This is a genomic window from Corynebacterium sp. HMSC072D12 (assembly GCF_001813925.1).
Classification (GTDB): Bacteria; Actinomycetota; Actinomycetes; order Mycobacteriales; family Mycobacteriaceae; genus Corynebacterium; species Corynebacterium aurimucosum.
Genome location: NZ_KV814407.1, coordinates 50509 through 76929, shown reverse-complemented (window position 1 = coordinate 76929; position 26421 = coordinate 50509). Strand labels below are relative to the sequence as shown.

The window sequence follows — 26421 nt, the reverse complement described above, 5'->3', positions numbered from 1 at the left end:
CGAGGGCGGAGGTGGGCTCGTCGGCGATGATGAGGTCCGGCTCCAGTGCCACCGCAGCGGCAATGAGTACGCGCTGCTTCATGCCGCCGGACAGCTCATGCGGGTACTGGTGATAGCGGCGCGCAGGATCATCGATGCCGACTCGCTCCAACAGCTCCAACGCCTTAGCCTTGCGCTCTGCAGCGCTGCCGACCTTGTGGATGCGCAGCCCCTCCTCCACCGAGGCGCCGATGGTCTGGACCGGGTTGAGGGAGTTATTGGGGTCCTGCGGGATCAGCCCGATGCGACGCCCTCGCAGCTCACGCCACTGACGGCGGCGCAGCGAAGTGATATCGCGGCCATCGAAGGTGATGGTTCCGGCGTCGATGGTGGCATTCGAGGGCAGCAAACCGATGGCTGCCATGGCGGAGGTGGTCTTGCCGGAGCCGGACTCGCCCACGATGGCGGTCATCTGCCCAGGATGCACCTCGAGGCTGACGCCCTGGACCGCGGGAACGTCACCACCTGCGGTGGAATAGGACACGTTGAGGTCCCGCACGTGCAGCAGGGGCTGCGCTGCATTCTTTGAAACAGACATGTTAGGCCTCCACGGGGAAGTTCTGGGACAGACGGTTGGCGGACATCACCACGGCCACCAGCGCGATACCGGGCAGGATAATGAGCCACCAGGCGGTGGCCATGAAGTCGCGGCCCTCGGCGATGATAAGCCCCCACTCCGGGGTCGGAGGCGGGGCGCCGTAGCCCAGGAAGCCGAGGATCGACAGCTGCAGAATGGCGGTGCCGAATTGAAGGGTGGCCAGGGCAATAACCGGGGTGAGTGAATTGGGAAGGATATGGCGGAAGAGCACGGTGGCGTGGGTGGCGCCCGCACCGTACGCGGCCTCGATGTAGTCCGAGCTGGCCACGGAGATTACCTGGGAGCGGGCCAAGCGCGCGAAGGTCGCCACCGAGGTCGCACCGACAGCCACCGCCGCCTGTACGGAACCAAAGCCCAGCACGATGATGATGGACAGCGACAGCAGGATGCCCGGGATGGACAGCAACACGTCGACCACGCGCATGAGGACGGTATCCACCGCTCCGCGCAAAGAGCCGGCGAGAAGTCCGATCAGCGTACCGGCGACCAGGCCAACAGCCACGGCGATCAGCGCGCCAAGCAGCGACTGGCGGGCACCGTAAATGATGCGCGCGTAGAGATCGCGTCCCACCGCGTCCGTTCCCATGATGTGCCCGGACTCTCCCGGCGGCAACAGGGCCACATCGGTGCCCGCATAAGGGTCTGCTGAGGTAAACAAGCTCGGGAACAGGGCCGCCAAGAAAGCGATCGCGAGGATCACGATGGCGATGATGGAACCCGGCGCGAGCCACGGGTTAGACGTCTGGCGGCGCGGCGCCCGTGTAGAACGCAGCGGCTTAGTGTGCGTCATGCTCATGAGCGCACCGTCCTTTCCGAAGTAGTGGCCGAGGAGTCAGTCGCCGGGGTGGCGGCGGAATCTGTGCGGTGAGCAGAACTGCGTTCCGAGGTGCTGGCGCGCAGGCGCGGGTCCAGCACCGGGTAGAGCAGGTCCACCACGAGGTTGATGATGATGTAGGAAGTGGCGGCGATGAGAACCACTGCCAACAGAACCGGGGTATCGCGGTTAGCCACGGCCTGGGCCACCATGTATCCCAAGCCAGTGCGGCCGAAGACGGTTTCGGTCACCACGGCACCGCCAACGAGTTCACCGAAGAGCAGGCCCGCCATGGTCAAGGTAGGCAGCAACGAGTTACGCAAGACGGTGCGCCAGAAAATCCCGGACTCCGAGGCACCGCGTGCGCGTACCGCTTGAACGAAGGGCCGTGATTGCGTCTCGTCGATGGAGCGAATCAGCACCTGAATCAACGGCGCGGCCATGGGCACCGACAGCGTCAGGGTAGGCAGGATGAGGCCCTCCACGCTGCCGGGTTCGATAACGCGCACCCAGCCCAGCTGGAAGGAGAAGAACTGGATGAGCAGGATGGCAATCCAGAATCCCGGCAGAGAGACCATGAAGGAAGGCAGGCCTCGGAAGAAGGAACCGATGGCACCGAGCCCCGGCAGCGTCGCTAGGAAGGCAACGAGCACGGCCACGATGAGTGCCACGCCGATGCCGCTGGCGGCGAGGATGAGGGTGTGGGGAAGGGCGTCGGCAAGCAGCGTAGCTACCGGGGCGCCCGACTGCGTCGAGTTACCAAAGTGCCCGGTAAGGAAGCCACCCAGGGACGTGAAGTACTGCACCACAAGCGGCTTGTCCGCGCCCATCTCATCCCGAATGGCATCAATCTCCGCCTGGGATAGGCCCAGAGCGGGGTCGCCGAAGCGAGACTGCACGGCATCCGACGGCAGCGCCGACAGAAGCAGGAAGGCCACGGTGTAGGTAATGAGCAGCACGAGGAGGGCCTGCCCAATGCGGCTGAAAATCTGGCGAGTTGTCATTTATTTCTCCTCCTCATTCGATGCTGCGCGCTGCGGCGCGGCGTCGATGCTGACCTCGTAGAACCACGGGCGCGCCACCGATTCCGGGCTAAAACCCGAAATGCCCGGCCGCACGGCATAAACCACGGGTTCCTCGAAGAGCGGGAGCACATAGGCCTGCTCGGTGAGGTAGTCCTGGACCTCTTCCGTGGCCTTGATGCGGCCTTCTTTATCGGGGGTATCGAGGACGGCGTCGAGAAGCTCCTGCAGGTGTTCGTCGATGGGATTGCCCTCCGCGTCCTGGTTGAGGAAGGCATCGCGGTTGTTGATGCCGTAGAGCGAGGTGATGACGTCGTAGTCGGCGCGGCCCACCATCGAGTGGTAGATCTGCACCTTGTTGATGTCCTTGGCATCGGCATTCTGGGTGGCCTGGTCACCAGCATTGACCTGGATACCAATGCCCAGGGCGCGCAGCTGATCCTGCACCATGGTCATGACTTCCTTGGAGCGCGGCTGCGGCAACGCGGTGTTGGTGCGCAGGACGAGGCGCTGGCCGTCCTTGACGCGGATGCCATCGGGCCCGGGCTCCCAACCGGCCTCATCGAGAAGGCGCTTGGATTCCTCCGGGTCGAAGGTATAGGCGGCGGACTGGTCCTTATACGCCAGGCCGGTCTCGGCCACGGAGGAGGTGGCGAGCGGGTAGGACTCGGAGAAGAGCACGCGGAGGATTTCCTCGCGGTCCACGCCGTGGATGATGGCCTCGCGCACGCGCTTGTCTTGCAGCAGCGGGTGGTCGAAGCGGAAGGCGAACTGGTTGTTCATGGAGTTCGTGCCGCGTGAGACGATGTCAACACCTTGTTCTTTCAGCAGCGGCTCCTGCGGGGCGGAGATCTGGCGGGCGATATCGGCCTGGCCGGAAAGGATTGCTCCGGTGCGCACGGATTCCTCGGCGGCGAGGATGTAGTGGACGCCGTCGATCTCCGCGCGGCCCTGGTGCTTGGCCGCTGGTGGGGCCCAGTCGTAGTCCTCACGGGTCTTGAGCTTGAGGTCGGTGCCGATTTCTTCCGACTCCACCACAAAGGGGCCAGAGCCAATAACGTTGACCGCGTTGCCGGGGCCGAAGCCCTCGTTGTCTAGAGCCAACGTGGAATCAGAGAGCAGGCCGGCGTTATAGGCGGAAGTGGCTTGGAGGAAACCCGGGGAGGGCTGAGTGAAGTAGAACTTCACGGTGTCCTCGTCCACGACTTCGCCGCGGTCATAGTTGGCGATCTGCTCGGAGCTGGTCAGCGTGCGGGATTTATCGCCGCGGCCGAAGAGGTCGAAGTTGGCCACGACGTTCTCGGCGGTCAAAGGAGAACCGTCGGAGTAGGTGACGTCGGTGCGGATAGTAAACGTGTATTCCGTGGCATCGGCGTTGACCTTGGGCATCTCCGTGGCGATCCATGGCGAGAGTTCCAGGGTCTCGGGGTCTTGGTAGAGGAGGCGGTCGGTCAGCTGGTTGACCACGCCACCGTTGGGGTAAAAGCCGGCGGCCGGCGGATAGAGCGTGCGGAAGAATTGCGGCTCGAGGTAGGTGAGGACGTTATCCTCCCCGTCCGGCCGGTCCGCGGCAGAGCAGCCCGCTAAGGCGAGGGCTGCTGCCAGGGTGGCGGCGAGTGCGCGTAGAGTTTTCACGGTAATGCTTTCAGAAAGTCGGTAGTCGGTTTGTGCCGTGTCTCTGGATTTAACACAACGCATACTGAGCGGTATTATTCCACTAGACAGCACAGTCTAAAAGTTTGAGGTTGATTTATATGCCCGCCATCGCCATCGTCGGGGCTGGCCCGCGCGGTATCTCGCTGGTCGAGCGCCTTGCGGCCCATCTGCGCGCGACCCCCCTTCATTCACCCCTGCGACTCCACATCATCGACGATGCCCCGCTGGGCGCCGGCCGCATTTGGGATACGGATCAGACCCGCACGCTGTGCATGAACACCCTGGCTGGCGCGGTCACGTTATTCACCGAGCCTGATTCCACGACCACCGCGCCGGTGCTGGAGGGTCCCATTCTCTACGAGTGGATCCAGCTTCTGCGCGGCGAGCGCCCCGACATCGCGCCCGCCAAGCTAAAGCTTTATGATTCCCACCCGCCGCGCGAGGGGCTCGCCGCCTCATTTGCCACAGAGCTCGCGCAGACCCGCCCGGAATCCAACCCTTCCCGCGCGCTCTACGGCGCCTACTTGGAGTGGGTCTTCGAGGTTGCGCTGGCTCAGCTGCCGGAGAGCGTGGACGTCGTCCAGCACCGTGCGCGCGCGTTGTCCGTAGAGGAGCGCGGTGAACAGGACGCCATCGAGCTTTCCGACGGCACCACCGTCACCGCCGATGCCACCGTCCTGGCTTATGGCTGGCAAGTGCCTGCCCTGACCGAGTCCGAGCGTGCCCTGGCGGAGGCCGCAGATTCCGGCCTGCACTGGGTGCGCCCAGATAACCCGGTGGAGCAACCGGTGTCTGAGGTTCCTGCGGGCGAGAAGGTCCTAGTTCGGGGCCTGGGCATGGGCTTCTTCGACGTCATGGCGCTGCTCACCATCGACCGCGGCGGCGAGTTCGTCGAGGATCCCTCCACCCGCTCTGGCTTGCGCTACGAGCCCAACGGCGAGGAACCGCACTTCATCGTCTCCTCCGGCCGCGGCTACCCTTATATCCCGAAGTCGGAGTATCACGCGCTGCCACCAAAGGCTGAGCTGACCCGCTTCCGCGCCGCGGTCGTCGCGCTTGATCCGGAAGCGGAGCTGGACTTTAGCACGCAGCTGCTACCGCACATTCTGCGTGATTCCTACGCCGAATACTACGAGAACCAGGCTCGTGTATTCCCAGATGCCCTGCAGCGCCCGCTTGCGGATATCCTCGTCACGATTGATTCCACGGAGCTCACCGCCCCAGATCTCCGAGGCATGGCGGATCAGCTGCGCGTGGCGCTGGAGGGCGCATCGACTGACCCCCTCGACCTTGCCCACTGGGCGAACCCGCTGGCGGACTTCGACAGCGCGGAGGGCGCCGAGATCACCGAGTACATCGCCGAGGGCCTCGCCCGCGATATCCGGGAGGCCGTCGCCGCCGCCGATTCCCCGCTGAAGTCCGCGCTGTGGGCCATCTCAGCCGCGCGCAAGCCCTCCTCCATCGCCGGCTCGGAGGGCCGGATGACGTGGGAGTCCCGGACCAGCACCTACAAGGAGTTCATGGCCTTCGGGCAGATGGTGGGCTCCGGCCCGCCGCTCTTCCGCACCCGACAGCTGCTGGCGCTTGTCGACGCCGGCCTCGTCACCTTCCTGGGCCAGCGCCCCCAGCTGGAGATCGGTGAGAAGTTCACGCTGCGCACCGCGCACGGTGAGGCTTCCTCCACCTGGCTTATCGACGCCTGGATGCACTCCCCCGATGTCCGCCGCGCCGGCGACCCACTTGCGGTATCCCTCAACGGACGTGTTCGCGCGTTCGTCGACCATGGGCAGGCCACCGGCTCGCCGGAGACGACATGGAACCGTCGCGTGGTCAACCCCGGCGGCACCGAGGACCCGCGCCTGCACATCGTCGGCATCCCCACCTATTCGCAGTGGCCGGATACCACCATCTCCCCCATGCCGGGCACCGATCCGCTCATGCTGCAAGAAACCGACCGCACGGCCGGTTCCCTGCTCACTTCCCTCTAACCTCACACAGCGCAAGCGCCGAGGCCCACACTGCCTTGGCGCTCTCGGTGGTTTTAGTCCAGGGCGTCGAGGGCTTGCTCCAAGTCTGCGAGCAGGTCATCAATGGACTCAATGCCCACGGAGATGCGCACGAGGTCTGCCGGTGGGACGAGTTCGGAGCCTTCCGCGGAGATATGGGTCATGTTCTGCGGGTGCTCGATGAGGGACTCCACACCGCCGAGTGACTCCGCCAATGAGATGAGCTTGGTGTTGAGACAGATCTGGCGAGCATGCTCCTCGCTATGGAAGCGCACGGACATCATGCCGCCAAAGCCGCGCATCTGCTTCTTCGCCAGCTCGTGGCCCGGATGCGAGGGCAGGCCCGGGTAGAGAACCTGCTTGACCTCCGGGCGGGACTCCAGGAATTCCGCCACGGCCTGTGCATTGGAGCAGTGGCGATCCATGCGGACTTCCAAGGTCTTGATGCCGCGGGCGGTGAGGTAGGCGTCGAAAGGCGAGGACACCGCACCGACGTTTCCTTGGGAATACAGCAGGCGCTCATCCATCTCAGCGGAATTGGTCACGACCGCACCACCCAGCACATCCGAGTGGCCGCCCAGGTACTTCGTGGTGGAGTGCAGAACGTGATCCGCGCCCAGCTCCAGAGGGTTCTGCAGGTAGGGAGTGGCGAAGGTGTTGTCGACGACAATCTGGACGTCGCCAGCCGCCTTGACTGCCTTAGTGACCGCAGCGATATCCGTGATCGTCGTCGCCGGATTGGTCGGGGTCTCCAACCAAATGAGCTTGGTGTTCTCCTTCAACGCTGCCTCCACCGCCGCGGTATCGGCGGTATTAACGATGGACAGCTCGATGCCCCACTCACCGTAGTCATGGTGCAGGAGACGGTACATGCCGCCGTAGGCATCGTTACCCAAAATCACGTGGTCACCTGGGCGCACGATGATACGGATGAGGGTATCGACGGCCGCCATGCCCGTGGCGAAACAGCGAGCATACTCGGCATTCTCTAGCGCCGCGAGGGTCTTCTCTAGGGAATGAACGGTGGGGTTGGCCACGCGGCCATACTCGTAGCCGCCGCGCAGCTGCGCGAGGCCATCCTGCTGGTACGTGGTGGAAGCGTAAATCGGTACGTTGATGGATCCCATGTAAGGATCCGGCTGGTAACCGGCATGGATGGAACGGGAAGAAAAGCCAAGAGTGCGGTTGTCAGTCATGAGGCACAAGTCTAGACCAAGCTGTTCAGTTGCGAGAAAGACTAGCTTTTTATATTCAACTCTCTTCCCTACTATCGATAGGCGTCAGTCGTAAGCGATAGCAGAAAGGACACACGTGACCAGATCAACCGCATACCTAAGCGCCTCCGCCGAGCAGAGCGACGGGGCTGTCGACGCGGTCACCCGCTGGTGGCAGACAGAAAACATGCAGTCCTGGCTCATAGACAAACCCATCGGCATCGCGCTCATCCTCATAGTCGCCATCATCGGTAGCTGGCTGCTGCGTCGGCTCATCACCAAACTGGCAGACAACAGCATCAAGAAGGGCAAGCTCAGCTCGCCGCTCTCCCCTCGCAAAGCTCACCGAACAACCGATAAGGCGCTCGAGAAAACGCAAGAGGCACGGCGCACCTCCCGCATCCAGACTCTCGCCGGCGTCGGCCGCTCCGCGGTCGCCATATTCGTCTGGGTCTGGGCAGTGCTGGCCATCTTGGACAAGCTCGGCGTCAACGTCGCCCCGCTCGTGGCCTCAGCCGGCGTGGTTGGTGTCGCCCTTGGTTTCGGTGCCCAGGCGCTGGTCAAGGACTTCCTCTCCGGCATTTTCATGCTCATGGAGGACCAGTACGGCATCGGTGACACCATCGACCTCGGCAACGGGGTCTTCGGCGATGTAGAGTCCATTTCCCTGCGTATCACCACGGTCCGCGACATCGATGGCGCGCTATGGTACGTCCGCAATGGCGAAATCCTGCAGGTGGCCAACCACTCCGACCGCTACTCCGTAGCCCGCGTCCAGGTCCCCATCGCGCTGAGCAACGACCCCACCCGAGCAGTCGACGTCATCACCACCGCAGCAGAAGAAGCCGCCCGCGACTCCGACATCAAGGACTTCATCCTGGCCACCCCCACGGTCAACGGCATGTCTGGCCTGGAAGTGGACCACATGTCCTACCGCGTTTCCGTCAAGACGCTACCGGGCAAGCAGTGGGATGTGCAGCGCGCCATGCAGGCGAAAATCCTCACCGCCATGCACACGGAAGGAATTACCACGCCCTACCCGCGGGGGATGGCTATCTTTGATCTGGAAGAACCCAGCCTGACGAGAAAGGAAGATTAGACGTGCAACCAACGAGCGTGTACGACGCCGTCGGCGGAATGGAGACCTTTGAGAAACTCGTCGGCGGTTTCTACGCCCAGGTGCGCGAGGATGATCTCATCGGCCCGATGTACCCACAGCAGGACTGGGAGGGATCAGAACAGCGCCTGACCTGGTTCCTTGTGCAGTATTGGGGAGGGCCACAGCTCTTTTCCGAGCAGCGCGGCCACCCTCGCCTGCGCATGCGCCATGCGCCCTACCCCATCGATATGGCCGCCCATGATCGCTGGCTCGAGCTCATGGGCAACTCCTTAGCGCAGATCGACGAGGAGACCATCCCGCCGGCCTATCGCGCCATGATTTGGGACCACATGGAGCGAGTGGCGGCGATGCTCATCAACCGCGCTCCCTAAAGCCCGAAGGCGTCCTTTACCGGCTGGGACAGCAGCTCTCCCCCACGAGTCATGAGTCCATCGCCCAAGCCTGGGTAGCGCTCAACCGCACCGTCAAAGCCATCAGCAGCCACTGCACGCATATAGGGCAGCGTGGCAGAGCCCAACGCCCGGGCGGAGGTATTCGCTACCGCGCCCGGCATGTTGGCCACGCAGTAGAAGATCGTGTCGTGCACCTTGAAGGTGGGATCATCGTGCGAGGTCTTGTGGGAGTTTTCAAAGCAGCCGCCTTGATCAATGGCGACGTCGACAAGCACAGCGCCCTTCTTCATCCGCTCGACCACATCTTCGCGCACCAACTTCGGCGCCGCAGCACCTGGAACCAACACCGCGCCGATAACCAAGTCCGCCTCCAGCAACTCAGCCTCGAGCGCCGCCGGATCCGACACAATCGTGCGCACGCTGCCCTGATACTGCTCATCGAAGCGCTGCAGCACGTGCGGGTCAAGGTCCAACACCGTCACCTCGCCGCGCAGGCCGTGCGCCATTGCCACTGCCGACGCCCCCACTTGGCCACCACCGATAACGACAACGCGGGCTGGCCGCGTGCCTGGTACGCCAGCAACCAGCAAACCGCGCCCACCTTCGGTGGAGAGCAGATGGTGCGCGCCCTCGATTACGGCAAGACGACCAGCAACCTGGGACATCGGGGTCAACAGTGGCAGGGTGCCGCGAGAATCGGTCACCGTCTCATAGGCTACGGCCGTCGTCCCCGATGTGATCAGCGCTTCCGTCAACGGGCGGTCCGCAGCCAGGTGCAGGTAGGTGAACAGCAGGAGGTCCTCGCGCAGATATCCATATTCTGACTCGAGTGGCTCTTTAACCTTGACCACCATATCCGCAGCCCAGGCCTCCGCTGCGGAGGGAACGATGGTCGCGCCGATCTCTTCATAGCTGGAGTCCGGAAAAGAAGCACCTTCCCCGGCCGTTGTTTCCACTACAACCTCATGGCCATCCTTCACCAGCGTCCCGGCCGCGCTGGGGGTAAGCGCGACGCGGTTTTCGTTATTCATGATTTCTTTGGGTACGCCAATACGCATGCTTCGAGCCATCTCCTTTTGCTGAAGAAAAAGAATTCGACCCCTTTAGGGTAACGCAGATCACCCCTTAGATGTGTTGTTCCTGCTCAGCAGGCACGGCTCCCCGTCAGACGTTAGTATGCGGAGCATGAGCACACTGCGCGATGTACGGTCCTGTAAGCCCCATCATCACTCACGGAGTTACGGGGTGGGCCTCGGCGCTCATCGCAGTGGGCACAGGAATAGCACTCTTATGCAAAGCCCCGCCGTGGACGGTCGCCGTAGGCGCCGCACTGGCGGGGTACGCACTGCTTTAGACCTTTAGAACAAGGACAGCCGCGTCGAGTGGTAAACGCTGCCATAAGGCGCATCAAGGCGCACCCAGCGCCCCTTGCCCGCCACGCGAAGGTGGCGGGGGATCTCGAGTGAGGCGGCAAAGCCCGGGATGAGCCCCAAGCTCGTGCAGGCGAAAATCATCCGCATAGGAATCTCCACCTGAGTCTCCGCATCATTCACGGTGAGCACCGTCTGATTCAGCAGGCTCTTCGGAGGTCCCATCGGCCCGGAGAATTGGCGGGCCAGCTGGCGGCCCTTGTCCGCGAGTTCACGGACAACGTCGACTGGCAGCGAGTCGATCTCCTTAAAACCCTGTGCCGGCGGCAAGGCCCCCGGCCAGGACGGATCACGTGCTGGACCTAAATCAAGTTCCACGCCTCCCTCGTGGCCGAGGGAATCAGGGGCGGTGTGGAGGGCATCGAGAAGCGCCTGCGCCGACACCACGGCACCGTCGCGGCCCACGGTCCCCTCGCAACGCCGAGCCACGACGACGTCGAACGGCGTGGTCACAAAGACCTCAGCCTGGTTGGTGTCGTACTGACGCAGGCGCACCGCTGCGGATGCATCCAGCCCCGTCGCGCGGGAGAGGAGGGCGCGCAGCCCTACCCCACCGCTGCGCAATGTCAGAGTTTCGCGCTCCATTACTGCTGCTCAAGCTCGACGACAGCGTGCTCCAGGATAATGTTGCGCTCCTGCTCAGAGACCTCTCGCGGCATCTGAGTATCCGGGTCAATGGTGACCTGCACGCAATCAATGACGCAGGCCACTTGGCCCTGCGCATCCTTGATCGTCTGGCGAGTAGTGAAAGACGTGGTGCCGAGGCGCACCACCGTGGTTTCCACCGTCACCGTTCCATGGCGTCCATCCCACTTGATGGGGCGGACATAGTCCGCTTCGATGTGACGAACGAAAGCCACCATATTGACGCCACGTGCGTAGAAGTGGTGCATGGCAAAAGCCAAGCGCGCCTCCTGCGCCAGCTCAATGAAGTTGGCATTCATCATGTGGCCGTACATGTCAAAGTCCGACCAGCGCACGCCCACAGTAAGCGCGTGGACGTTGTCCTTGGTCTCCTCCGACACAACATTCTGAGCGGACATTCCAGGTTCCTTCCGGAGTTCGTGCTTTAACGCTAGGGACTTAAAGGCCCTAGCGGCTGAGCTTACGGTGGGTAACGCGGGACGGGCGTGCAGCCTCCTCGCCGAGACGCTCGACCTTGTTCTTCTCGTAGTCGCCGAAGTTGCCCTCGAACCAGAACCACTGGCCTTCTGCGACGTTGCCCTCCCACGCCAAGATGTGAGTACAGGTGCGGTCGAGGAACCAGCGATCGTGGGAGATGACCACGGCGCAGCCAGGGAACTTCTCCAGGGCGTTTTCCAGGGAGCCCAGGGTTTCCACGTCCAAGTCGTTGGTCGGCTCATCGAGAAGGATCAGGTTGCCGCCTTCCTTGAGGGTCAAGGCCAGGTTCAGGCGGTTACGCTCACCACCGGAGAGGACCTTGGAAGGCTTTTGCTGGTCAGCACCCTTGAAACCGAAAGCGGAGAGGTAGGCGCGGGACGGCATCTCGTTCTGACCGACGTGGATGTAATCCAGCCCGTCGGAGACGACCTCCCACACGGTGGCCTCCGGGTCGATGTTCTCGCGGCCCTGGTCAACATAAGACAGCTTGACGGTCTCGCCGACGTCAACGGAACCCGAATCCGGCTGTTCCAAGCCCACGATGGTCTTGAACAGGGTGGACTTACCCACACCGTTCGGCCCGATAACACCGACGATGCCGTTGCGCGGCAAGGTGAAGGAAAGATCCTTGATGAGGACACGGTCGTCGAAGCCCTTGGTCAGGTTCTTGACCTCCACGACCTTGTTGCCCAGGCGCGGCGGAGTCGGAATCTGAATCTCTTCGAAGTCGAGCTTCTTGTACTGCTCGGCCTCCGCAGCCATTTCCTCGTAGCGCTGGAGACGAGCCTTGTTCTTGGCTTGGCGGGCCTTCGCACCGGAGCGAACCCACGCGAGCTCGTCCTTGAGGCGCTTCTGCAGCTTCTTGTCCTTAGCGCCAGCGATCTCGAGACGCTCGGCCTTCTTCTCCAGGTAGGTGGAGTAGTTGCCCTCGTAGGGGTAGAGCTTGCCGCGGTCCACCTCACAGATCCAGCCCGCGACGTGGTCGAGGAAGTAGCGGTCGTGGGTCACTGCGAGGACCGCACCCGGGTAGGACTCGAGGTGCTTCTCCAGCCACTGGACGGACTCGGCGTCAAGGTGGTTAGTAGGCTCGTCGAGCAGCAGCAGGTCCGGCTCGCTCAGCAGCAGCTTGGCCAGCGCGACGCGGCGGCGCTCACCACCGGAAAGGTTGGTCACCGGGTCATCGGACGGCGGGCAGCGCAGTGCTTCCATGGCCTGCTCGATCTTGGAATCCACTTCCCAGGCATCGGCAGCATCGAGCTCCTCCTGGAGCTTGCCCATCTCCTCCATGAGTTCATCGGAGTAGTTGGTGGCCATCTCTTCGGCAATCTCTTCGAAGCGCTGCTTCTTCTGGAAAATTTCTCCAAGGCCCTCTTCGACGTTCTCACGGACCGTCTTTTCCTCGTTGAGCGGCGGCTCCTGGAGGAGGATGCCGACGGTCTTGCCCGGATCGATGAACGCCTCGCCGTTGGAAGGCTGATCCAGTCCGGCCATAATCTTCAGGATCGAGGACTTACCTGCACCGTTGGGGCCCACGACGCCGATCTTGGCGCCCGGGTAGAAAGCCATGGTGACGTTGTCCAAAATAACCTTGTCACCGATGGCCTTACGCACGTTTTTCATCGTGTAGATGAATTCGCCCATGTTTCACCCTTTGCTTCTGTCAGGATTGGTAAATAACAGTACAAAGACTACATGACATGGGCGGCGGTAGTCCTTTGTCCTTGGACCATCGCTTCTTCTGGCTCCGGTTCAAGGTATGGCTCAGCCCCGGACTGCGCTTGCTGACGGTCCGCCGCGGTGTCCTGCGGAGTATCTCCCGGCCGCAATGCAGCTGGCATTGCTTCTTCCGTTGCACTCTCCGAGCCTTCTGTGCTCTCTGTGTTCTGCGTATCCCTTGCGTTTTGTGAATCGCTCGGCGGCGCCGTGTAATCCACGTCCAAAACCGGCGGATTCTCCCCTAGCCAGAGGGCTTCGCTGCCCTCCTCACCATAGGAGGTACCGATCTTTGTAGAGGTGATGCAGAAGCGGTTGAGGTCCAGGCCCACGTGGGCGATTTTGATATAGGTCCTAGAGCGCTTCGCACCGTGCTGATCTTCCCACCGGTCAGTCACGATGGAGCCCATAACGAAGACGGGCATGCCCTTAAACAGTGACTTCTTCACGTTGATGGCGCACTGCCCCCACACTTCTCCATCGATAAAGTTGAGATCCAGCTCCCGCCATACGGTTTTGCCTTCCTCGTCTTTCTCCGGAACGCTGCGGGAAGAAGCGATACGGATGCGGGCCTTATACATGGTGTCGCTGATTTTGGTCAGGTGCGGGTCGTGAGTCAGACGTCCTGTAATGGAAATTGGGTATTGAGACATTGCTTGATTCCTTTGCTGGTCATGGCTGGTAGCTTTCTTGCGGTTGAGGAAGCGATGCGCCTCCCTTACCTCGCATCTTTGCCACCAGGAACAGCACCCGCAATGACTCCGCCAGCAACCTGTGGATAACTTGTTGCAAGCGTCAACAAAAATCCGTTTATCCAGGCAGAAGTACCCTTTCCATCACCCTGGACGCGCCAGCTCTCTCGTGCTGGCACCCCTAGTGCTGGCGGAAGCTAGACTCGTCGCCTTCCCCCATTTGCTTGAGCATCGCGTTATAGCGTTCCAGATCAGCATCGCCGTCCACGTCTGCCTTAGCATCATAGCGCCGAGCAGTCGCGCGATCTTCCCGCAGCCAGTCCCGGAATAGTGAGCCGAACACAATCACCAGCGGGAATTGGCCGAATCCCCAAGAAATGCCGCCGCCGGTCCGCTGGTCCCTCACAAAGTCCGGGTTCCACGGCAGGTTCAAGGATTCATAGAAGTCCAAACCAAGAATCACCTGCATCTGCATGAGATAAACACCGGCGAAGAGGTGCAGGGGCATCGACACAAACAGAATCAACAGACGAACGCCCGTGGGCGCGCGCCACGGCAGCGGATCCGGGCCGATGACCTCCCAGTAGTAGATATATCCGGAGATCAAGAAGACCCAGTTCATGATGACATGCCCTGCATGCTCCGAAATGGCGACCTCATAGAAGCTCGGGAAGAGGTAGAGCACGTAGAGGATGGCCAGGAACTGCAGGACATTGACCGCTGGGTGCGTGAGCACACGCAGGGTACGGGATTTGGTGAGGGCGACGGCGGCGTCGTGAAGCGTGGGCTTGCCCGGCCCACCCGGCTCAAAGGCTTCCATCACCAGGGTCACTGGGGCGCCCAACACGAGGCACAGGGGAATTGCCATCGACAGAATCATGTGCACCAACATGTGCATGGAGTACAGCGCCGGCATGTATAGGCCGATGCCATTGCTCAGGATCAGCGTCAGGCCCAGTGAGCCCACAAGGAACCAGGTAGTACGCACCGCCGACCACGTCAGCCCACGCTGCTTCAGACGCCAGAGCGCGTACAGGTAGAAGCCGGCTAGCACGAGTCCGAGCGAGCCAAACATGAGATCAAAGCGGAACATGGTCCACACGTTGGTGGCTGTGGGGGCGTCGAAAAGCTCGTAGCCCACGAGGATCTGCATGGCGTTGAGGTTCGGATCCCGCGGCGGCGGGGGCGGTGTACGGCCCATCGAGATGGCCACGCCGACTGTGGCCGCCATGATGAGAACCTCCACCACGGCCACCCGGATGAACAGGCGCGGAGTGCGTGTCAGTTGCGGAATGGTGACCCGGCGATGCACAAAGCCGATGGCCGCGAGCACCACGGTGAGCACTGTTTTGCTCAACACCAGCAATCCATAGCGAGTGGTGAATAAATCCCCTAACTCAACGCGGATGAGCGCGTTGACCACACCGGTCGCCGCCAGCCCCACAATGGACAGCAGCGCAACCGTAGAGTAGCGGCGAACCGCCACGCCCATGTCAGGGCCTAGGCGGCGGCCATGCGCAATGAGACCCATGAGCCCGCCGACCCACAGCATGATGAAGAAAAGGTGCAATAGCAGCGAGTTCGTGCCGTAATCATGATCGCCGCCGGAGGCCGAGTGACCCTCCATGCCGAGGGGCACCGTCAACAACAGCGACAGGAAGAACATGGCAACCTGTCCCGCCCAGGTGCGCGCAACAAAGCCCATAATGGCAACGAGCGCTGCGATTCCCGCGGTGAGCAGCCACACTTGCGACGTGGCAATCTGTCCCACCGCCATGCCCATCAGCTCTGGGTTGAGGACTTGGCCCAACGGGGTACCGGTGAGGTCCGACATCACGAGGGGAACCTCAATCAACGACACCACCGCAGCGCCCACGGCGGCCCACGCGCCGGTGCGCGCCGCAATGTGCCCATCGACGGTCAGGCCAGCCTCGATGAGACGCTCGTTGTCCTTGTCCGGCACGGCCGGGTAAATCAAGAAGGCACTGGACATAAATGAACCGATGGCTAGCGCCATGAGCATCCAGGCAACCGCACGGAAGAAGGGAAGGCCGAACGTTGTCATGCGGCCTGGGTCGGGGATGCCCAGGGCGGCAAGCGAATCCGCGAGAAAGAACAAGGAAATAATTCCTCCCACGAGGCCCGCGAAGACGACGAAAGAAAAATTCAACAAGCGGGAAGGCTGCGCTCCCGACCCCGAGTGCGCCAGCCCCCGAAAGTGCTGTGAACTGGGATTTTCTTTCTCAGTGTGCATGGTGGGCAGTCTACCGCCACAGACGTTCTCTTACCTAAAAGGTAAATTATTCTCAGCATTCGTGTAGTCTGCTCTCATGGACTCTCGCCAGCTTCACCACTTTCGGGCCGTCGTAGATCACGGTTCTTTCACGCAAGCTGCGGAAGCGCTACAGCTCACACAACCTTCTTTGAGCCTGACCGTCCGCAAGCTTGAAAAAGATCTCAATGTGAAGCTACTTTCCCGCGGACGCGGCGGAGTCCACACCACGGAGGCTGGGGATTATCTCTACGGCGTGGCTACCTCGATCGATTCCCTCCTCACCACCGCCACCGCCCGCCTTGCCGAATTTGTTTCCTCAACACCAGCGCAGAACTAACACCAGCGATAGCCCGATAATCAGGTGGTCCGCAGCGGTGCGTTATGATGTTTTCGGTACGCCTCCATAGCTCAGTGGATTAGAGCAGTGGGTTTCTACCCCATGTGTCGCGGGTTCGAATCCTGCTGGGGGCACGCAGGTCAAGGCCACTTTCTAGGGCTTCACTAAGCCTCAGAAAGTGGCCTTTGGGCACAGATTGGACTCTCTTCCATGGACATCACCCTCGCGACTTTTGACCACGCCCCGGAATCAGCGCTGCGCGGTATGCGCTTCGCTAACGCGTGGGTACCGGCACCAAGCTATGCGGCATCACGCCGCGCGGTGCTCACCGGACAATATCCACAGCGCGGAGCCACAACGCGCATCACGGAGATTTTCAAGGCCGCTGGCTTCGAGGTTCGGGAGGATACCCAGCCAGCTTCTTCGCAGGTCTTTCGTCTTCTCGAACAGCCGAACCCCCAGCTACTGGACACCCTCGATGGTGTGGTGGCGGTGTCTTCCCTGCAGGGAGATAAGGCCGCCATGTCCCTCCTGTGGCCCGGGGTTGCAGAATCCGGAGAGTGCACAGAGCTCGTCTCCCCGCTCGACTTGGCACCCACGCTCGCGGCGATCGCGGGGCTCGATGTGCGCCCCAACGCCCCGCTGTCTTTCGATGGGCTCAACTTGGTGCCGGTCCTCCGCTACGGGGCATCCGGGCACGCGGCTCTCTTCTTCGACAACGGCGTGCGCATGCAGGACGCCGTGCTTGTCGACGACTCCGCCACCCCACCCAGCGCCTTGCCGCGCTTGCGCGAAGAGTGGGAAACGTGGAAGCGGTTCATGGCTCTGGGCCCGCTGCAGTAACTACTCCACTGGGATGACAACCCAGAGGATGAGGTAGAGCAGAATGCCTGAGAAGCCCAGTAGGGTCGCAACAACGAAGAGAATGCGCACCAGGGTCGGATCAAGGTTGTAGGTGTGTGCGATGCCGCCGCACACACCTCCGAGCATCGTGTCAGTTGTGGAACGGGTCAAACGTTGGTTGTTCATGATCTCTCCTTTCACCTTCCATTATCCAGAGTTGGGACTGAGGATTCATCGGTGTTTACCCTGATTTAAACCCTGATTGCTCTACGCTGGGTGGAGACTTCCCACCCTGAGAGAAAGGATGCCGCTTATGGCTCACTCCCCTGGGCTGCCCGCCCCTACCCGCTCCTCCTATGCGCTGCTGACCGGCGCTAGCCAGGGAATTGGCGCTGCGATGGCCAAGGACCTGGCCGCCCGCGGCTACAACGTCATCCTCGTCGCACGCCGCGAAGACGTCCTCGAGTCCATCGCTGCGGATCTGCGCTCACGCCACGAGGTGGACGCCATTGCGCTGGCAGCGGACCTCTCCGAGGCAGCGGACGTGGACCGCGTCATCGAGTTCATGGCGGGCAAGGAAATTTCCATCATCGTCAACTCAGCGGGTATCGCCAGCTTTGGCAAGTTCATGGATCAGGACTGGGACTATGAAACCCGGCAGTTCGACCTCAACGGCAAGGCCGTTCACCGTCTGACGCGCGCTGCTCTGGAGCAGATGCTGCCGCGGCGCAGCGGCGCTATCTGCAATGTGGGCTCGGCGGCGGGCAACGTTTCCATTCCAAACAATGCCACCTATGTTTTCACCAAGGCAGGTGTCAATGCCTTTACTGAGGCCCTGCACTACGAGCTCAAGGGCTCCGGCGTGACCTGCACGCTGCTTGCCCCTGGCCCGGTGCGCGATGCCGTCATCCCCGAAGAAGAGCAATCGATCGTGGACAAGGTCGTCCCGGATTTCTTGTGGACCACCTACGAGTCTTGCTCTGAAGAAACTCTGGAGGCCATGGCCCGCAACCAGCGCCGCGTGGTCCCCGGGCCACTTTCGAAAGCAATGAACGCGCTGGGCAAGATTGTGCCGACTCCAATTGCTGCACCGCTCATCGGCAGCTTCTATTCCAAGATGGCCTAGCGCATGAAAATGCCCGCTCTCCCCCGTGGAGAGCGGGCATTGCTCTACTTGCCTTGGAGCGGCGATTGCTCCGCGATTGCCTTCTGTGCGGCCTCTTCCCGGGCGAGCTTGCGCTCGACCCAGAACTCAGCGTTCTGGATTCCCAGTGCCTCTGGGTCAAACTGCGGGTCCTTGCCAGCAGCCTTTTGCGCACTGTAATCCTTGAGGCACTTGAGCGCCGGAACCTGCAGGAAGAGGATGGCAATGATGTTGAGCCATGCGGTCGCGCCAACACCGATATCACCCAGAGCCCAAGCCGCGCCCGGAGTCGTGGTCGCTCCGACAACCACAGAGACCACGAGGAGAATACGCAGGAGCCACACGAGTGCGCGGCGGGTGGTCTTGTTGCTAATCCAGCGGTTGAAGTAGGTCAGGTTGACCTCTGCCATGTAGTAGTACGCCAGGACGGTGGTGAAGGCGAAGAACGCAATGGCGATGGCGATGAAGCTCGGGCCGAAACCTGCCAGCAGGGTGTCGAGACCGTGCTGGACAAAGCCCGGTCCAACCTCGACGCCGTCCGGGATGGAGCCGGCGTAGCGCACGGGGCCATCCTCTGACTCACCCTCGAAGACCTTGTACATGTCGGTAGAGATGATGATGAAAGCGGTCGCGGAGCAAACGAAGAGGGTATCAATGTAGACCGCGAAGGCCTGCACGAAGCCCTGCTTAGCCGGGTGGGACACCTCCGCCGCCGCGGCAGACTGCGGGCCAGTACCCTGGCCGGCCTCGTTGGAGTAAATGCCGCGCTTCACGCCCCACATGATCGCCGAACCCAACAGGCCAGAGAAAGCCTGCTCCGCGCCGAAGGCGGACTTAAAGATCATGCCGAAGACCTCAGGGATCTGGTTGAAGTTCATGATCAGGATGATGATGGCAAAGAGAATGTATGCCGCCGCCATGAACGGAACCACGAGGGACGCGAAGTTAGCAATACGCTTCACACCGCCAATGATGATGATCGCGAGAATTCCGCCCAGAACCAGGGCAGACCAACCAACTTCGATGCCCCAAGCGTTCTGAACTGCAGCGGCCACGCCATTAGCCTGGATGCCAGGCAAGAAGTAGCTGGTGGCAAGGATCATTGCGACGGCGAAGACGATGCCGTAGACCACCATGAATGGTCCGGCCTTGGTGTGCTTGTAGGCCTTTTCGATGTAATAAGCCGGGCCGCCGCGGTACTCACCGGTGTCCTGGTCCTTCTCCTTATAAACCTGGGCCAAGGTACATTCCACGAAGGAGGTTGCGGAGCCCAGAAGCGCCACCGCCCACATCCAGAACACAGCACCCGGCCCGCCGAAGGCAATAGCCGTCGCTACACCGGCGATGTTGCCCACACCGACACGGCCGGCCAGGGAAATCATGAGCGATTGGAAGGAAGACACGCCCGAATCGGAGCTTTCGCCGTCCTTCAGCTGCTTAATCATGTCCGGAATGCAGCGTATCTGCAGGAACTTGGTGGCCAGAGTGAAATAGATTCCAGCACCGAGACAGAGGAAGACCAACGCTGGTGACCAAATCAGAGAGTTGAGGGTGTCGAGAAAGGCTGACATCGGTAGGTTACCGTCCTTCGAAATATGTGAGTGCCATCACGTTAAAGGCTGACCTAATAATGTCCCATCCACGACGACTTTCGCGCGCGAAATCATGAAAAAGTTGAAAAAGCACCACCCTCAACATTCACATCCAGCAGAAAACCCCAGCACATATCGATTAAGAGACCGATTTCGAAAAGCGCACCCCTTCCCCACCCCCGCTTACCCCCACCAAGCCAGAGAGGGCACGGCTCCGACCACGCCCCAAGAGAAACTATGGTGGAAGGCATGAGTGATATCCCCGCTAAAAACGACCGCCTCGTCTGGATCGACTTGGAAATGACAGGGCTAGATCCGAAGCGCCACGTGATTGTGGAAGTTGCCGCCGTGATTACCGACGCCGAGCTAAACATCCTCGACGAAGGCATTGACCTCGTCGTCCACGCCACGGAGGAAGAACTCGCGCAGATGGATGACTTCGTCACTGAGATGCACTCGAAGTCCGAGTTGGACAAGGAGATTCGGGAATCTGTGATCACGATTGAGGAGGCAGAAGAGGCGGTGCTGAAGCTCGTCGAGAAGCACTGCGATGCCAACCACCCCGCACCCCTTGCAGGCAATTCCATCGCAACGGACCGCACCTTCATTCGTGAGTACATGCCGCGCCTGGACGCCGCGCTGCACTACCGAATGATTGATGTTTCTACGATTAAGGAACTCGCACGCCGCTGGCACCCGCGCGCGTACTACAACCAGCCGGATAAAGGCATGGCGCACCGGGCACTGCAGGACATTATTGAGTCCATTCGCGAGCTGGATTTTTATCGCCGCAGCGTGTTCCGTACGGATAACGGCCCCTCCACCCCGGAAGCTGAGGAGCTCAAGGCGGCTACTACCAACGACTACCAGGCGTTTTTGTAAAACGGACAACGTGGGTTAACCTGTATCTCGTTGCTTTCCGCAACGATGGTGGCTGTAGTTCAGCTGGTAGAGCACCAGGTTGTGATCCTGGGTGTCGCGGGTTCGAGCCCCGTCAGCCACCCCGAATAGACCCCGCATTCTGTTTGAGCAGGATGCGGGGTCAACTTTTTGCATTGAGCCCCAGCACCACCGCACCGCCAAGCCCCACAGCCTGCCGGACTTGAGTATGTTAGCCTTGCCTAATTGTATAGTGCGTAGGCTTCCTCCAACACAGCAACTCAAGTTTTTCAAAGGACAATGATAACGATGGCTGGCCAAGCTAAAGAGGCAGCGTCGAAGCGCAAGCCCCGCAAGGCACATGAAGCGACCGTGACTGGTCGCTACCAGGTCTCTCCGGATTTGATTCGGTTGAGCATGAACTCCCCGGCTTTTGTAGGCAAGGAGCTGGAGTTTACGGATCACTACATCAAGCTGTTGTTTGTGCCAGAAAATGCTGACTACTCTTGGCCGTTTGATATCCAGCAGATTCGCGAAGAGCAGCCGCGTAATAAACAACCAATTCTCCGCACCTATACCCTGATTAACCTAGACCCGGAGACCGGGGACTTCGACGTTGATTTTGTCACCCACGGTGATTCCGGTCTGGCTGGTCCGTGGGCACGAGCCGCTAAGGCCGGAGAGAAGATCGGCTTCCTCGGCCCAGGTGGCGCGTGGGGACCTGCCGAAGAATATGAGCACTTCATCTTCGCCGGCGATGAATCTGCGGCACCGGCCATCGGCGCTGGTCTGCGCCACCTCCCTGAGGGCGCGACCACTACGGCCTTCATCGAGATCGAAGACGAAGACCGCAAGTTCGAGCTGCCCACCCGCGAGGGTGTGGAGATCGTCTGGGTAATCCGCAACGGCGCTACCCACGGCACTGAGCTATCCCGCGTGGTACGCGAGGCTGGTATCCCCAAGGAGAAGAAAACCAGCTGGTTCATCCACGGTGTCGCCGAGATGATCAAAGAGCTGCGTCGCTTCCTTTTCGTGGAATCTGGAATTCCCAAGGAAGACGTTTCTATCTCTGGCTACTGGCGTATCGGAATGACTGAGGACCAATGGCAATCCTCCAAGCGCGAATTCAATGCAGAGATTGAAGCAGAGGAAGAAAGAGCTAAGGCCTAACGCTTGTTTTCACGTTAGACTGCGGCAATGATCGATTTCACCGACACCGCCGACGTCGTTGCTCCCCAGCTTCTGGGCACGGTGCTCACGCACAACGGCGTTTCAGTACGCATCACGGAGGTCGAGGCTTACCTCGGCGCAGACGATGAAGCCTCACACACTTTTAAGGGCCGCACGCCGCGCAACGCAGCCATGTTTGGCCCACCCGGGCGCCTCTACGTCTACATGTCTTATGGCATCCATCGGAACGGCAATATCGTCTGCGCGCCCGAAGACACCGGTCAGGGTTGCTTGCTCCGCGGCGGAGAAGTCATCGACGGGCTAGACATTGCCTACCAGCGCCGGGGCGACACGGATTTTCATAATCTCGCCCGCGGCCCTGGCAATTTGGGCAAGGCCTTAGGATTCAGCCTTGAAGATAACGGAACCCCGGTAAAACTTGGCGCACGCGAAGAGGAGCCCGAGTGGGTCCGCGGGCCGCGCATCGGCATCTCAAAGAACCAAGACGCCGCGCTACGATTTTGGATTCCCTTCGACAAGACAGTGTCTCGGCGTCGCGGTCTCCCCCGCTAGCCCCTACCGGCGCATGAGTCCTGAGACTCATGCGCCTTATCTTTAAGCCAAGGCTGCTCGCACCAGCTCCGCGGCCTGCGAGGGGGTCTTGCCCACCTTCACGCCGGCCGCTTCCAGCGCCGCCTTCTTGCCTTCTGCCGTACCAGAACCACCAGACACGATGGCGCCAGCATGCCCCATCGTCTTGCCTTCCGGCGCGGTAAAGCCCGCGATATACGCAATCACCGGCTTCGTGACGTGGTCCTTGATATAGGCAGCGGCATGCTCCTCTGCATCACCGCCGATTTCACCGATCATAATGATCGCCTCGGTATCCGGATCATTCTGGAAGGCCTCAATCGCTGAAATGTGCGTGGTCCCAATAATCGGATCTCCACCGATTCCCACGCACGTGCTAAAACCAATATCGGATAGCTCGTACATCATCTGATACGTCAGCGTGCCCGACTTCGACACCAAGCCAATCTTTCCTGGGTTTGGCGCAGTCTCTGCCGGAATAATGCCCGTATTAGATTCGCCCGGTGTGTAGAGCCCCGGACAGTTCGGCCCAATGATGCGGGTTTTGGATTCTCGTCCCAGCGCATAGAGCTCAGCGGTGTCCTTCACCGGAATTCCTTCCGTAATGATGACCACGAGTTCAATACCGGCGCGGATGGCTTCTTCCGCTGCGTCCTTAGTGAACTTTGCCGGCACAAAAATGACGGTGACATTGGCATCGGTAGCCTGCATGGCCTCACGCACGCTGCCGAAGACGGGAATCTCACGCCCCTCAATATCCACGCGCTCACCTGCCTTGCGCGGGTTGACCCCACCTACGATGGTGGAGCCGGATTCCAGCATGCGACGCGTGTGCTTCATACCTTCGGACCCCGTCATGCCCTGGACAATGATCCGCGAGTCTTTGTTGAGAAAAATCGACATGTCTACTCCTAGTTCGCCAGCTCCGCAGCCCGGCGGGCCGCAGCGTCCATGGTTTCAACCTGCTCCAGTTTGGGCAGGTGTGCGTCATTCAGAATCGCGCGCCCCAATTCCGCGTTGTTGCCATCCAGGCGCACCACGAGCGGCTTGGGTTCAATCCCCTCCGAGTCCAGGATTTTGTAGGCCTGCACGATGCCCTTGGCCACTTCATCGCAGGCGGTAATACCGCCGAAGACATTGACAAAGACCGATTTCACCTGCGGATCACTGAGAATCACTTCGAGCCCGTTGGCCATCACCTCCGCATTAGCGCCACCACCGATATCGAGGAAGTTCGCGGGCTTCGGCTGCGAAGAAAAATCCTCGCCGGCATAGGCCACGACGTCGAGCGTGGACATCACTAGGCCAGCGCCATTGCCGATAATCCCCACGGAACCGTCAAGCTTCACGTAGTTCAACCCGATCTTCTGCGCCTTGAGCTCCAGCGGATCGGTCGCCCCGTGGTCTTGGAGGTCCCGGTGCTCGGGGTGGCGGAACTGCGCGTTATCGTCCAGCGTGATTTTGCCATCAAGCGCGATGATCTCACCGCTCGATGTCTTGACCAGTGGGTTCACCTCTACAAGCGTGGCGTCTTCTTCCGTGTACACCGTGTAGAGCTTCTTGAATACGGGCACCAGCTTGGCGACGTCCCCCTCGTCAAACCCCGCCTCATACGCCATGTCTCGAGCGAGGGTGTCTGTCATGCCATCGAGTGGGGAGAAGCTGCGCTTAATCAGGGCATCTGGGCGCTCTTCGGCCAGCTTCTCAATCTCCACGCCGCCTTCTTTGGAGAGCATGGCCAGGTAACGGCGTTTGGTGCGGTCCAGGAGGATGGAGAAGTAGTATTCCGCAGCGATGTCGGCACCTTCTGCCACCATGACCTTGCGCACGGTGTGCCCCTTGATCTTCAGGCCTAGAATCTCATTGGCCTTCTCCGCGGCTTCCGCAGGACTGTGCGCTAGCTTGACTCCCCCAGCCTTTCCGCGCCCACCGGTTTTGATTTGTGCTTTGACCACGACCACCGGTGTCCCCAACTTCACGGCTGCTTCTTCAGCCTGCACGGCCGAGGTCGCAACGATGCCTTTGAGGGTGGGAACGCCATGAGCTTCAAAGAGGTCTCGAGCTTGGTACTCGTAGAGATCCACTTCTGCCTCCATCTTTGCAGTGAATAACTAGTTCTCCACAAGATTCACCAAAACAAAGACGTGATGCAAACCACTTTGTAGAAGTTAAAGCATTACACTTCACACACTTTGCATTACATGCGCGCACGTCGCAATGCTGCCCGTTACAGCCATTTAGGCCACTGACGCCGAATTAGCTGTTTTAACTTTCGGGTGCACCCTGATCGATCCCCGGGGAGCTACTGATTAGCGGTAGCATTGCCCGCAGACCAGGTAGCCCAATCCATATTCCAGTCCCCTAGACCATCGAGCGCACTCAGCACACCACCGCCGGTGTTGGAAACCCTCACAATATCGCCGCGTTTGACCGTGTTTTGGAACCACTGAGCAGCCTCAGTAGTTACATTGATACAGCCGTGGGACTGGTTATAACTGCCCATCGCACCCACAGCCCAAGGCGCCGCATGGACATAGATTCCGGAATAGGACATCTGCGTCGCCCACTGAACGTCGGTCTTGTAACCGCCAGCGTCGAGAGCCAGGCCAAAGGTAGTCGAGTCCATGGTAAGGGACGGGTACTGGTCACCGATGATGTAGGCGCCGTTCGGGGTATCCCACTGGCCATCCCTGCCCATCGAGACAGGAATGCGGCGCAGCACCTCACCATTCTTGAACACCGACATCATCTTCGTGTTGTTATCGATCAGCGTGATGACGCGGTCGCCGATAGTAAAGTTGGTTGAGGCATCCTCGCCGCCGTAGACACCGCCGCCGAGGTTGCGACCGTACAGGTCGACGTCAACAGTCACCTTCGTACCCGGCTCCCAATAGTTTTCCGGGCGCCAGCGCACCTCCTGGTTATTCACCCAGTAAAAAGCACCGTCGACGGCGGGCTCTGTTTTGACCGTAATAGCCTTTTCGGCCGCCTTGCGGTCAGTGACGTAGTTGCCAAAGCGCACGCCGATAACCTGACCCACGCCTACTTCGGAGTCCGGCAGTGGGCTCAAAGCTACCTCGGATACCCCTGCGGCCTGCGGGGTGGTGAACGTGATGGTCTTGTGGGTGCCGTCTTTGTCCGTGGCATCGATGGTGTACGTGCGGTTATATCCCAGCACCTCAGCACTCTTCCACGTGGTCGAGTCCGAGGACAGCTCATCTTCCACTTCAATGCCAGCCTCGTTGGTCATCGTCACCGACTTCAGGCCAGCCGGGGAGTTCACTTCTACCGGTTCGGATGGATCAACATTGCTAGCACCGTCCTTGACGGAAAACTTCAGCTGCTTCGCTTTAGCGGCTGCCGAGGCCGACGCCTCCGCCGAAGCACTCGTCTGAGCATCTGCTTCCGATTGGTTTTCGGCTGGGCCAGAATCCGCGGCCCCGCCGATGGTGCAGGCGGCCAGAAGGGAAGCCGTTGCAACGAGGCTCGAGAGAAGTACTGCGGGACGTGCAGAAGGGAATAGAGAACGCACAGAAACCCCTAGCTCATAGAAATGATTAAAGACAATGACAAGAGTTCTCATAGCCTAACCGCCAGCGCACCTCTCAAACCAGTTGACGCCACCACCCTTAACCGTTTCGTTACCCACCCGTTGCGCACCCAATTCGCCCCTCCTTCAAAGCGGCCACAACGCCACCACCGAAGACCCCAATAAACCACCAACTACCTGGCGATTTTACCTTTTTACAAAGAGGGTGTTAAAGTTACATCT

General features: G+C 60.6%; 25 protein-coding genes and 2 tRNA genes. 11 read left to right on the top strand and 16 right to left on the bottom strand.

Going from position 1 to position 26421, the window contains the following annotated elements:
- From HMPREF2943_RS07425 to HMPREF2943_RS07410, 4 genes are all read right to left on the bottom strand, one after another.
- On the bottom strand, positions 1-577 hold a 577-nt coding region (locus tag HMPREF2943_RS07425; protein WP_141756096.1), incomplete at its 3' end, for an ABC transporter ATP-binding protein.
- Position 578: 1 nt separating this feature from the next.
- Positions 579-1433, bottom strand: a complete 855-nt coding sequence (locus HMPREF2943_RS07420; protein ID WP_070644656.1) for an ABC transporter permease — start codon at positions 1431-1433, stop codon at positions 579-581.
- A complete protein-coding gene (locus HMPREF2943_RS07415; RefSeq protein ID WP_070711226.1) occupies positions 1430-2455 on the bottom strand; it encodes an ABC transporter permease in 1026 nt (341 codons plus the stop codon). The genes HMPREF2943_RS07420 and HMPREF2943_RS07415 overlap by 4 nt, the downstream gene beginning before the upstream one ends.
- Positions 2456-4171 carry a TIGR04028 family ABC transporter substrate-binding protein gene (locus tag HMPREF2943_RS07410; RefSeq protein ID WP_246817294.1) on the bottom strand — a complete coding sequence of 572 codons (1716 nt, stop codon included), beginning with the start codon at positions 4169-4171 and terminating at the stop codon, positions 2456-2458.
- Positions 4172-4227: 56 nt separating this feature from the next.
- On the opposite strand from HMPREF2943_RS07410, the gene HMPREF2943_RS07405 reads away from it, so the two are divergent.
- Positions 4228-6117, top strand: a complete 1890-nt coding sequence (locus HMPREF2943_RS07405; protein WP_070711224.1) for an FAD/NAD(P)-binding protein — start codon at positions 4228-4230, stop codon at positions 6115-6117.
- A 53-nt stretch (positions 6118-6170) separates the two neighbouring features.
- Here the strand turns inward: HMPREF2943_RS07405 and HMPREF2943_RS07400 are convergent, their stop codons facing one another.
- Positions 6171-7331, bottom strand: a complete 1161-nt coding sequence (locus HMPREF2943_RS07400; RefSeq protein ID WP_070711223.1) for a cystathionine gamma-synthase — start codon at positions 7329-7331, stop codon at positions 6171-6173.
- Between the two features lie 115 nt (positions 7332-7446).
- Here HMPREF2943_RS07400 and HMPREF2943_RS07395 point away from each other — a divergent pair, with 115 nt between their 5' ends.
- The gene (locus HMPREF2943_RS07395; protein WP_070644650.1) at positions 7447-8448 is read left to right on the top strand and encodes a mechanosensitive ion channel family protein; all 1002 of its coding nucleotides are present in this window, start codon (positions 7447-7449) and stop codon (positions 8446-8448) included.
- Between the two features lie 2 nt (positions 8449-8450).
- A complete protein-coding gene (locus HMPREF2943_RS07390) occupies positions 8451-8840 on the top strand; it encodes a globin (protein ID WP_070443600.1) in 390 nt (129 codons plus the stop codon).
- Here the strand turns inward: HMPREF2943_RS07390 and ald are convergent.
- The 6 genes from ald to HMPREF2943_RS07360 all read right to left on the bottom strand — a co-directional run bounded on the left by ald (position 8837) and on the right by HMPREF2943_RS07360 (position 16072).
- Positions 8837-9919, bottom strand: a complete 1083-nt coding sequence (gene ald, locus HMPREF2943_RS07385; protein WP_070711222.1) for an alanine dehydrogenase — start codon at positions 9917-9919, stop codon at positions 8837-8839. The two genes, HMPREF2943_RS07390 and ald, sit on opposite strands and share 4 nt — an antisense overlap.
- Positions 9920-10219: 300 nt before the next feature.
- Complete coding sequence (locus HMPREF2943_RS07380; RefSeq protein ID WP_070644648.1) at positions 10220-10876, bottom strand: DUF8185 domain-containing protein; 657 nt, start codon at positions 10874-10876, stop codon at positions 10220-10222.
- The gene (locus tag HMPREF2943_RS07375; protein ID WP_070443562.1) at positions 10876-11334 is read right to left on the bottom strand and encodes an acyl-CoA thioesterase; all 459 of its coding nucleotides are present in this window, start codon (positions 11332-11334) and stop codon (positions 10876-10878) included. Before HMPREF2943_RS07375 ends, HMPREF2943_RS07380 begins: the two co-directional genes overlap by 1 nt.
- A 49-nt stretch (positions 11335-11383) precedes the next feature.
- Positions 11384-13054, bottom strand: coding sequence for an energy-dependent translational throttle protein EttA (ettA, locus tag HMPREF2943_RS07370; RefSeq protein ID WP_070711221.1), 1671 nt, complete (start codon positions 13052-13054; stop codon positions 11384-11386).
- A 47-nt stretch (positions 13055-13101) separates the two neighbouring features.
- Positions 13102-13779: a single-stranded DNA-binding protein gene (locus HMPREF2943_RS07365; RefSeq protein ID WP_070711220.1), complete on the bottom strand. Its 678-nt coding sequence runs from the start codon at positions 13777-13779 to the stop codon at positions 13102-13104.
- 220 nt (positions 13780-13999) lie between these two features.
- Positions 14000-16072 carry a bifunctional copper resistance protein CopD/cytochrome c oxidase assembly protein gene (locus HMPREF2943_RS07360; RefSeq protein ID WP_070711219.1) on the bottom strand — a complete coding sequence of 691 codons (2073 nt, stop codon included), beginning with the start codon at positions 16070-16072 and terminating at the stop codon, positions 14000-14002.
- Positions 16073-16148: 76 nt separating this feature from the next.
- Here HMPREF2943_RS07360 and HMPREF2943_RS07355 point away from each other — a divergent pair, with 76 nt between their 5' ends.
- From HMPREF2943_RS07355 to HMPREF2943_RS07345, 3 genes are all read left to right on the top strand, one after another.
- On the top strand, positions 16149-16430 hold the full coding sequence (locus HMPREF2943_RS07355; protein WP_070711218.1) for a LysR family transcriptional regulator: 282 nt from the start codon (positions 16149-16151) through the stop codon (positions 16428-16430).
- Between the two features lie 60 nt (positions 16431-16490).
- Positions 16491-16564: transfer RNA gene (locus HMPREF2943_RS07350), tRNA-Arg, on the top strand.
- Positions 16565-16640: 76 nt separating this feature from the next.
- Entirely contained in the window at positions 16641-17273 is a 633-nt protein-coding gene (locus tag HMPREF2943_RS07345) for an alkaline phosphatase family protein (protein ID WP_070443437.1), read from the top strand.
- Here HMPREF2943_RS07345 and HMPREF2943_RS07340 read toward each other — a convergent pair whose 3' ends face one another.
- Positions 17274-17459: a PspC domain-containing protein gene (locus HMPREF2943_RS07340; RefSeq protein ID WP_070443435.1), complete on the bottom strand. Its 186-nt coding sequence runs from the start codon at positions 17457-17459 to the stop codon at positions 17274-17276. It abuts the gene before it with no gap.
- 127 nt (positions 17460-17586) lie between these two features.
- On the opposite strand from HMPREF2943_RS07340, the gene cmrA reads away from it, so the two are divergent.
- Entirely contained in the window at positions 17587-18399 is an 813-nt protein-coding gene (cmrA, locus tag HMPREF2943_RS07335) for a mycolate reductase (protein WP_070644644.1), read from the top strand.
- Between the two features lie 44 nt (positions 18400-18443).
- On the opposite strand, the gene HMPREF2943_RS07330 is transcribed toward cmrA, so the two are convergent.
- Positions 18444-19988, bottom strand: coding sequence for an alanine/glycine:cation symporter family protein (locus HMPREF2943_RS07330; RefSeq protein ID WP_070711217.1), 1545 nt, complete (start codon positions 19986-19988; stop codon positions 18444-18446).
- A 270-nt stretch (positions 19989-20258) separates the two neighbouring features.
- Between HMPREF2943_RS07330 and orn the strand changes: the two genes are divergently transcribed.
- The 4 genes from orn (at position 20259) to HMPREF2943_RS07310 (ending at position 22631) form a co-directional block, all read left to right on the top strand.
- Positions 20259-20891 carry an oligoribonuclease gene (gene orn, locus HMPREF2943_RS07325; RefSeq protein WP_246817293.1) on the top strand — a complete coding sequence of 211 codons (633 nt, stop codon included), beginning with the start codon at positions 20259-20261 and terminating at the stop codon, positions 20889-20891.
- 48 nt (positions 20892-20939) lie between these two features.
- Positions 20940-21012: transfer RNA gene (locus HMPREF2943_RS07320), tRNA-His, on the top strand.
- 185 nt (positions 21013-21197) lie between these two features.
- Positions 21198-22058, top strand: coding sequence for a siderophore-interacting protein (locus tag HMPREF2943_RS07315; protein WP_070711215.1), 861 nt, complete (start codon positions 21198-21200; stop codon positions 22056-22058).
- Positions 22059-22085: 27 nt separating this feature from the next.
- Entirely contained in the window at positions 22086-22631 is a 546-nt protein-coding gene (locus HMPREF2943_RS07310; protein ID WP_070711214.1) for a DNA-3-methyladenine glycosylase, read from the top strand.
- Positions 22632-22673: 42 nt separating this feature from the next.
- On the opposite strand, the gene sucD is transcribed toward HMPREF2943_RS07310, so the two are convergent.
- The 3 genes from sucD to HMPREF2943_RS07295 all read right to left on the bottom strand — a co-directional run bounded on the left by sucD (position 22674) and on the right by HMPREF2943_RS07295 (position 26181).
- Positions 22674-23552, bottom strand: a complete 879-nt coding sequence (gene sucD / locus HMPREF2943_RS07305; protein WP_070645955.1) for a succinate--CoA ligase subunit alpha — start codon at positions 23550-23552, stop codon at positions 22674-22676.
- 8 nt (positions 23553-23560) lie between these two features.
- Positions 23561-24733 (bottom strand): ADP-forming succinate--CoA ligase subunit beta, encoded by a 1173-nt coding sequence (gene sucC, locus HMPREF2943_RS07300; RefSeq protein ID WP_210386034.1) that lies wholly within the window; start codon positions 24731-24733, stop codon positions 23561-23563.
- Positions 24734-24951: 218 nt separating this feature from the next.
- Positions 24952-26181 (bottom strand): L,D-transpeptidase, encoded by a 1230-nt coding sequence (locus tag HMPREF2943_RS07295; RefSeq protein ID WP_070443420.1) that lies wholly within the window; start codon positions 26179-26181, stop codon positions 24952-24954.
- Positions 26182-26421: the final 240 nt, after the last annotated feature.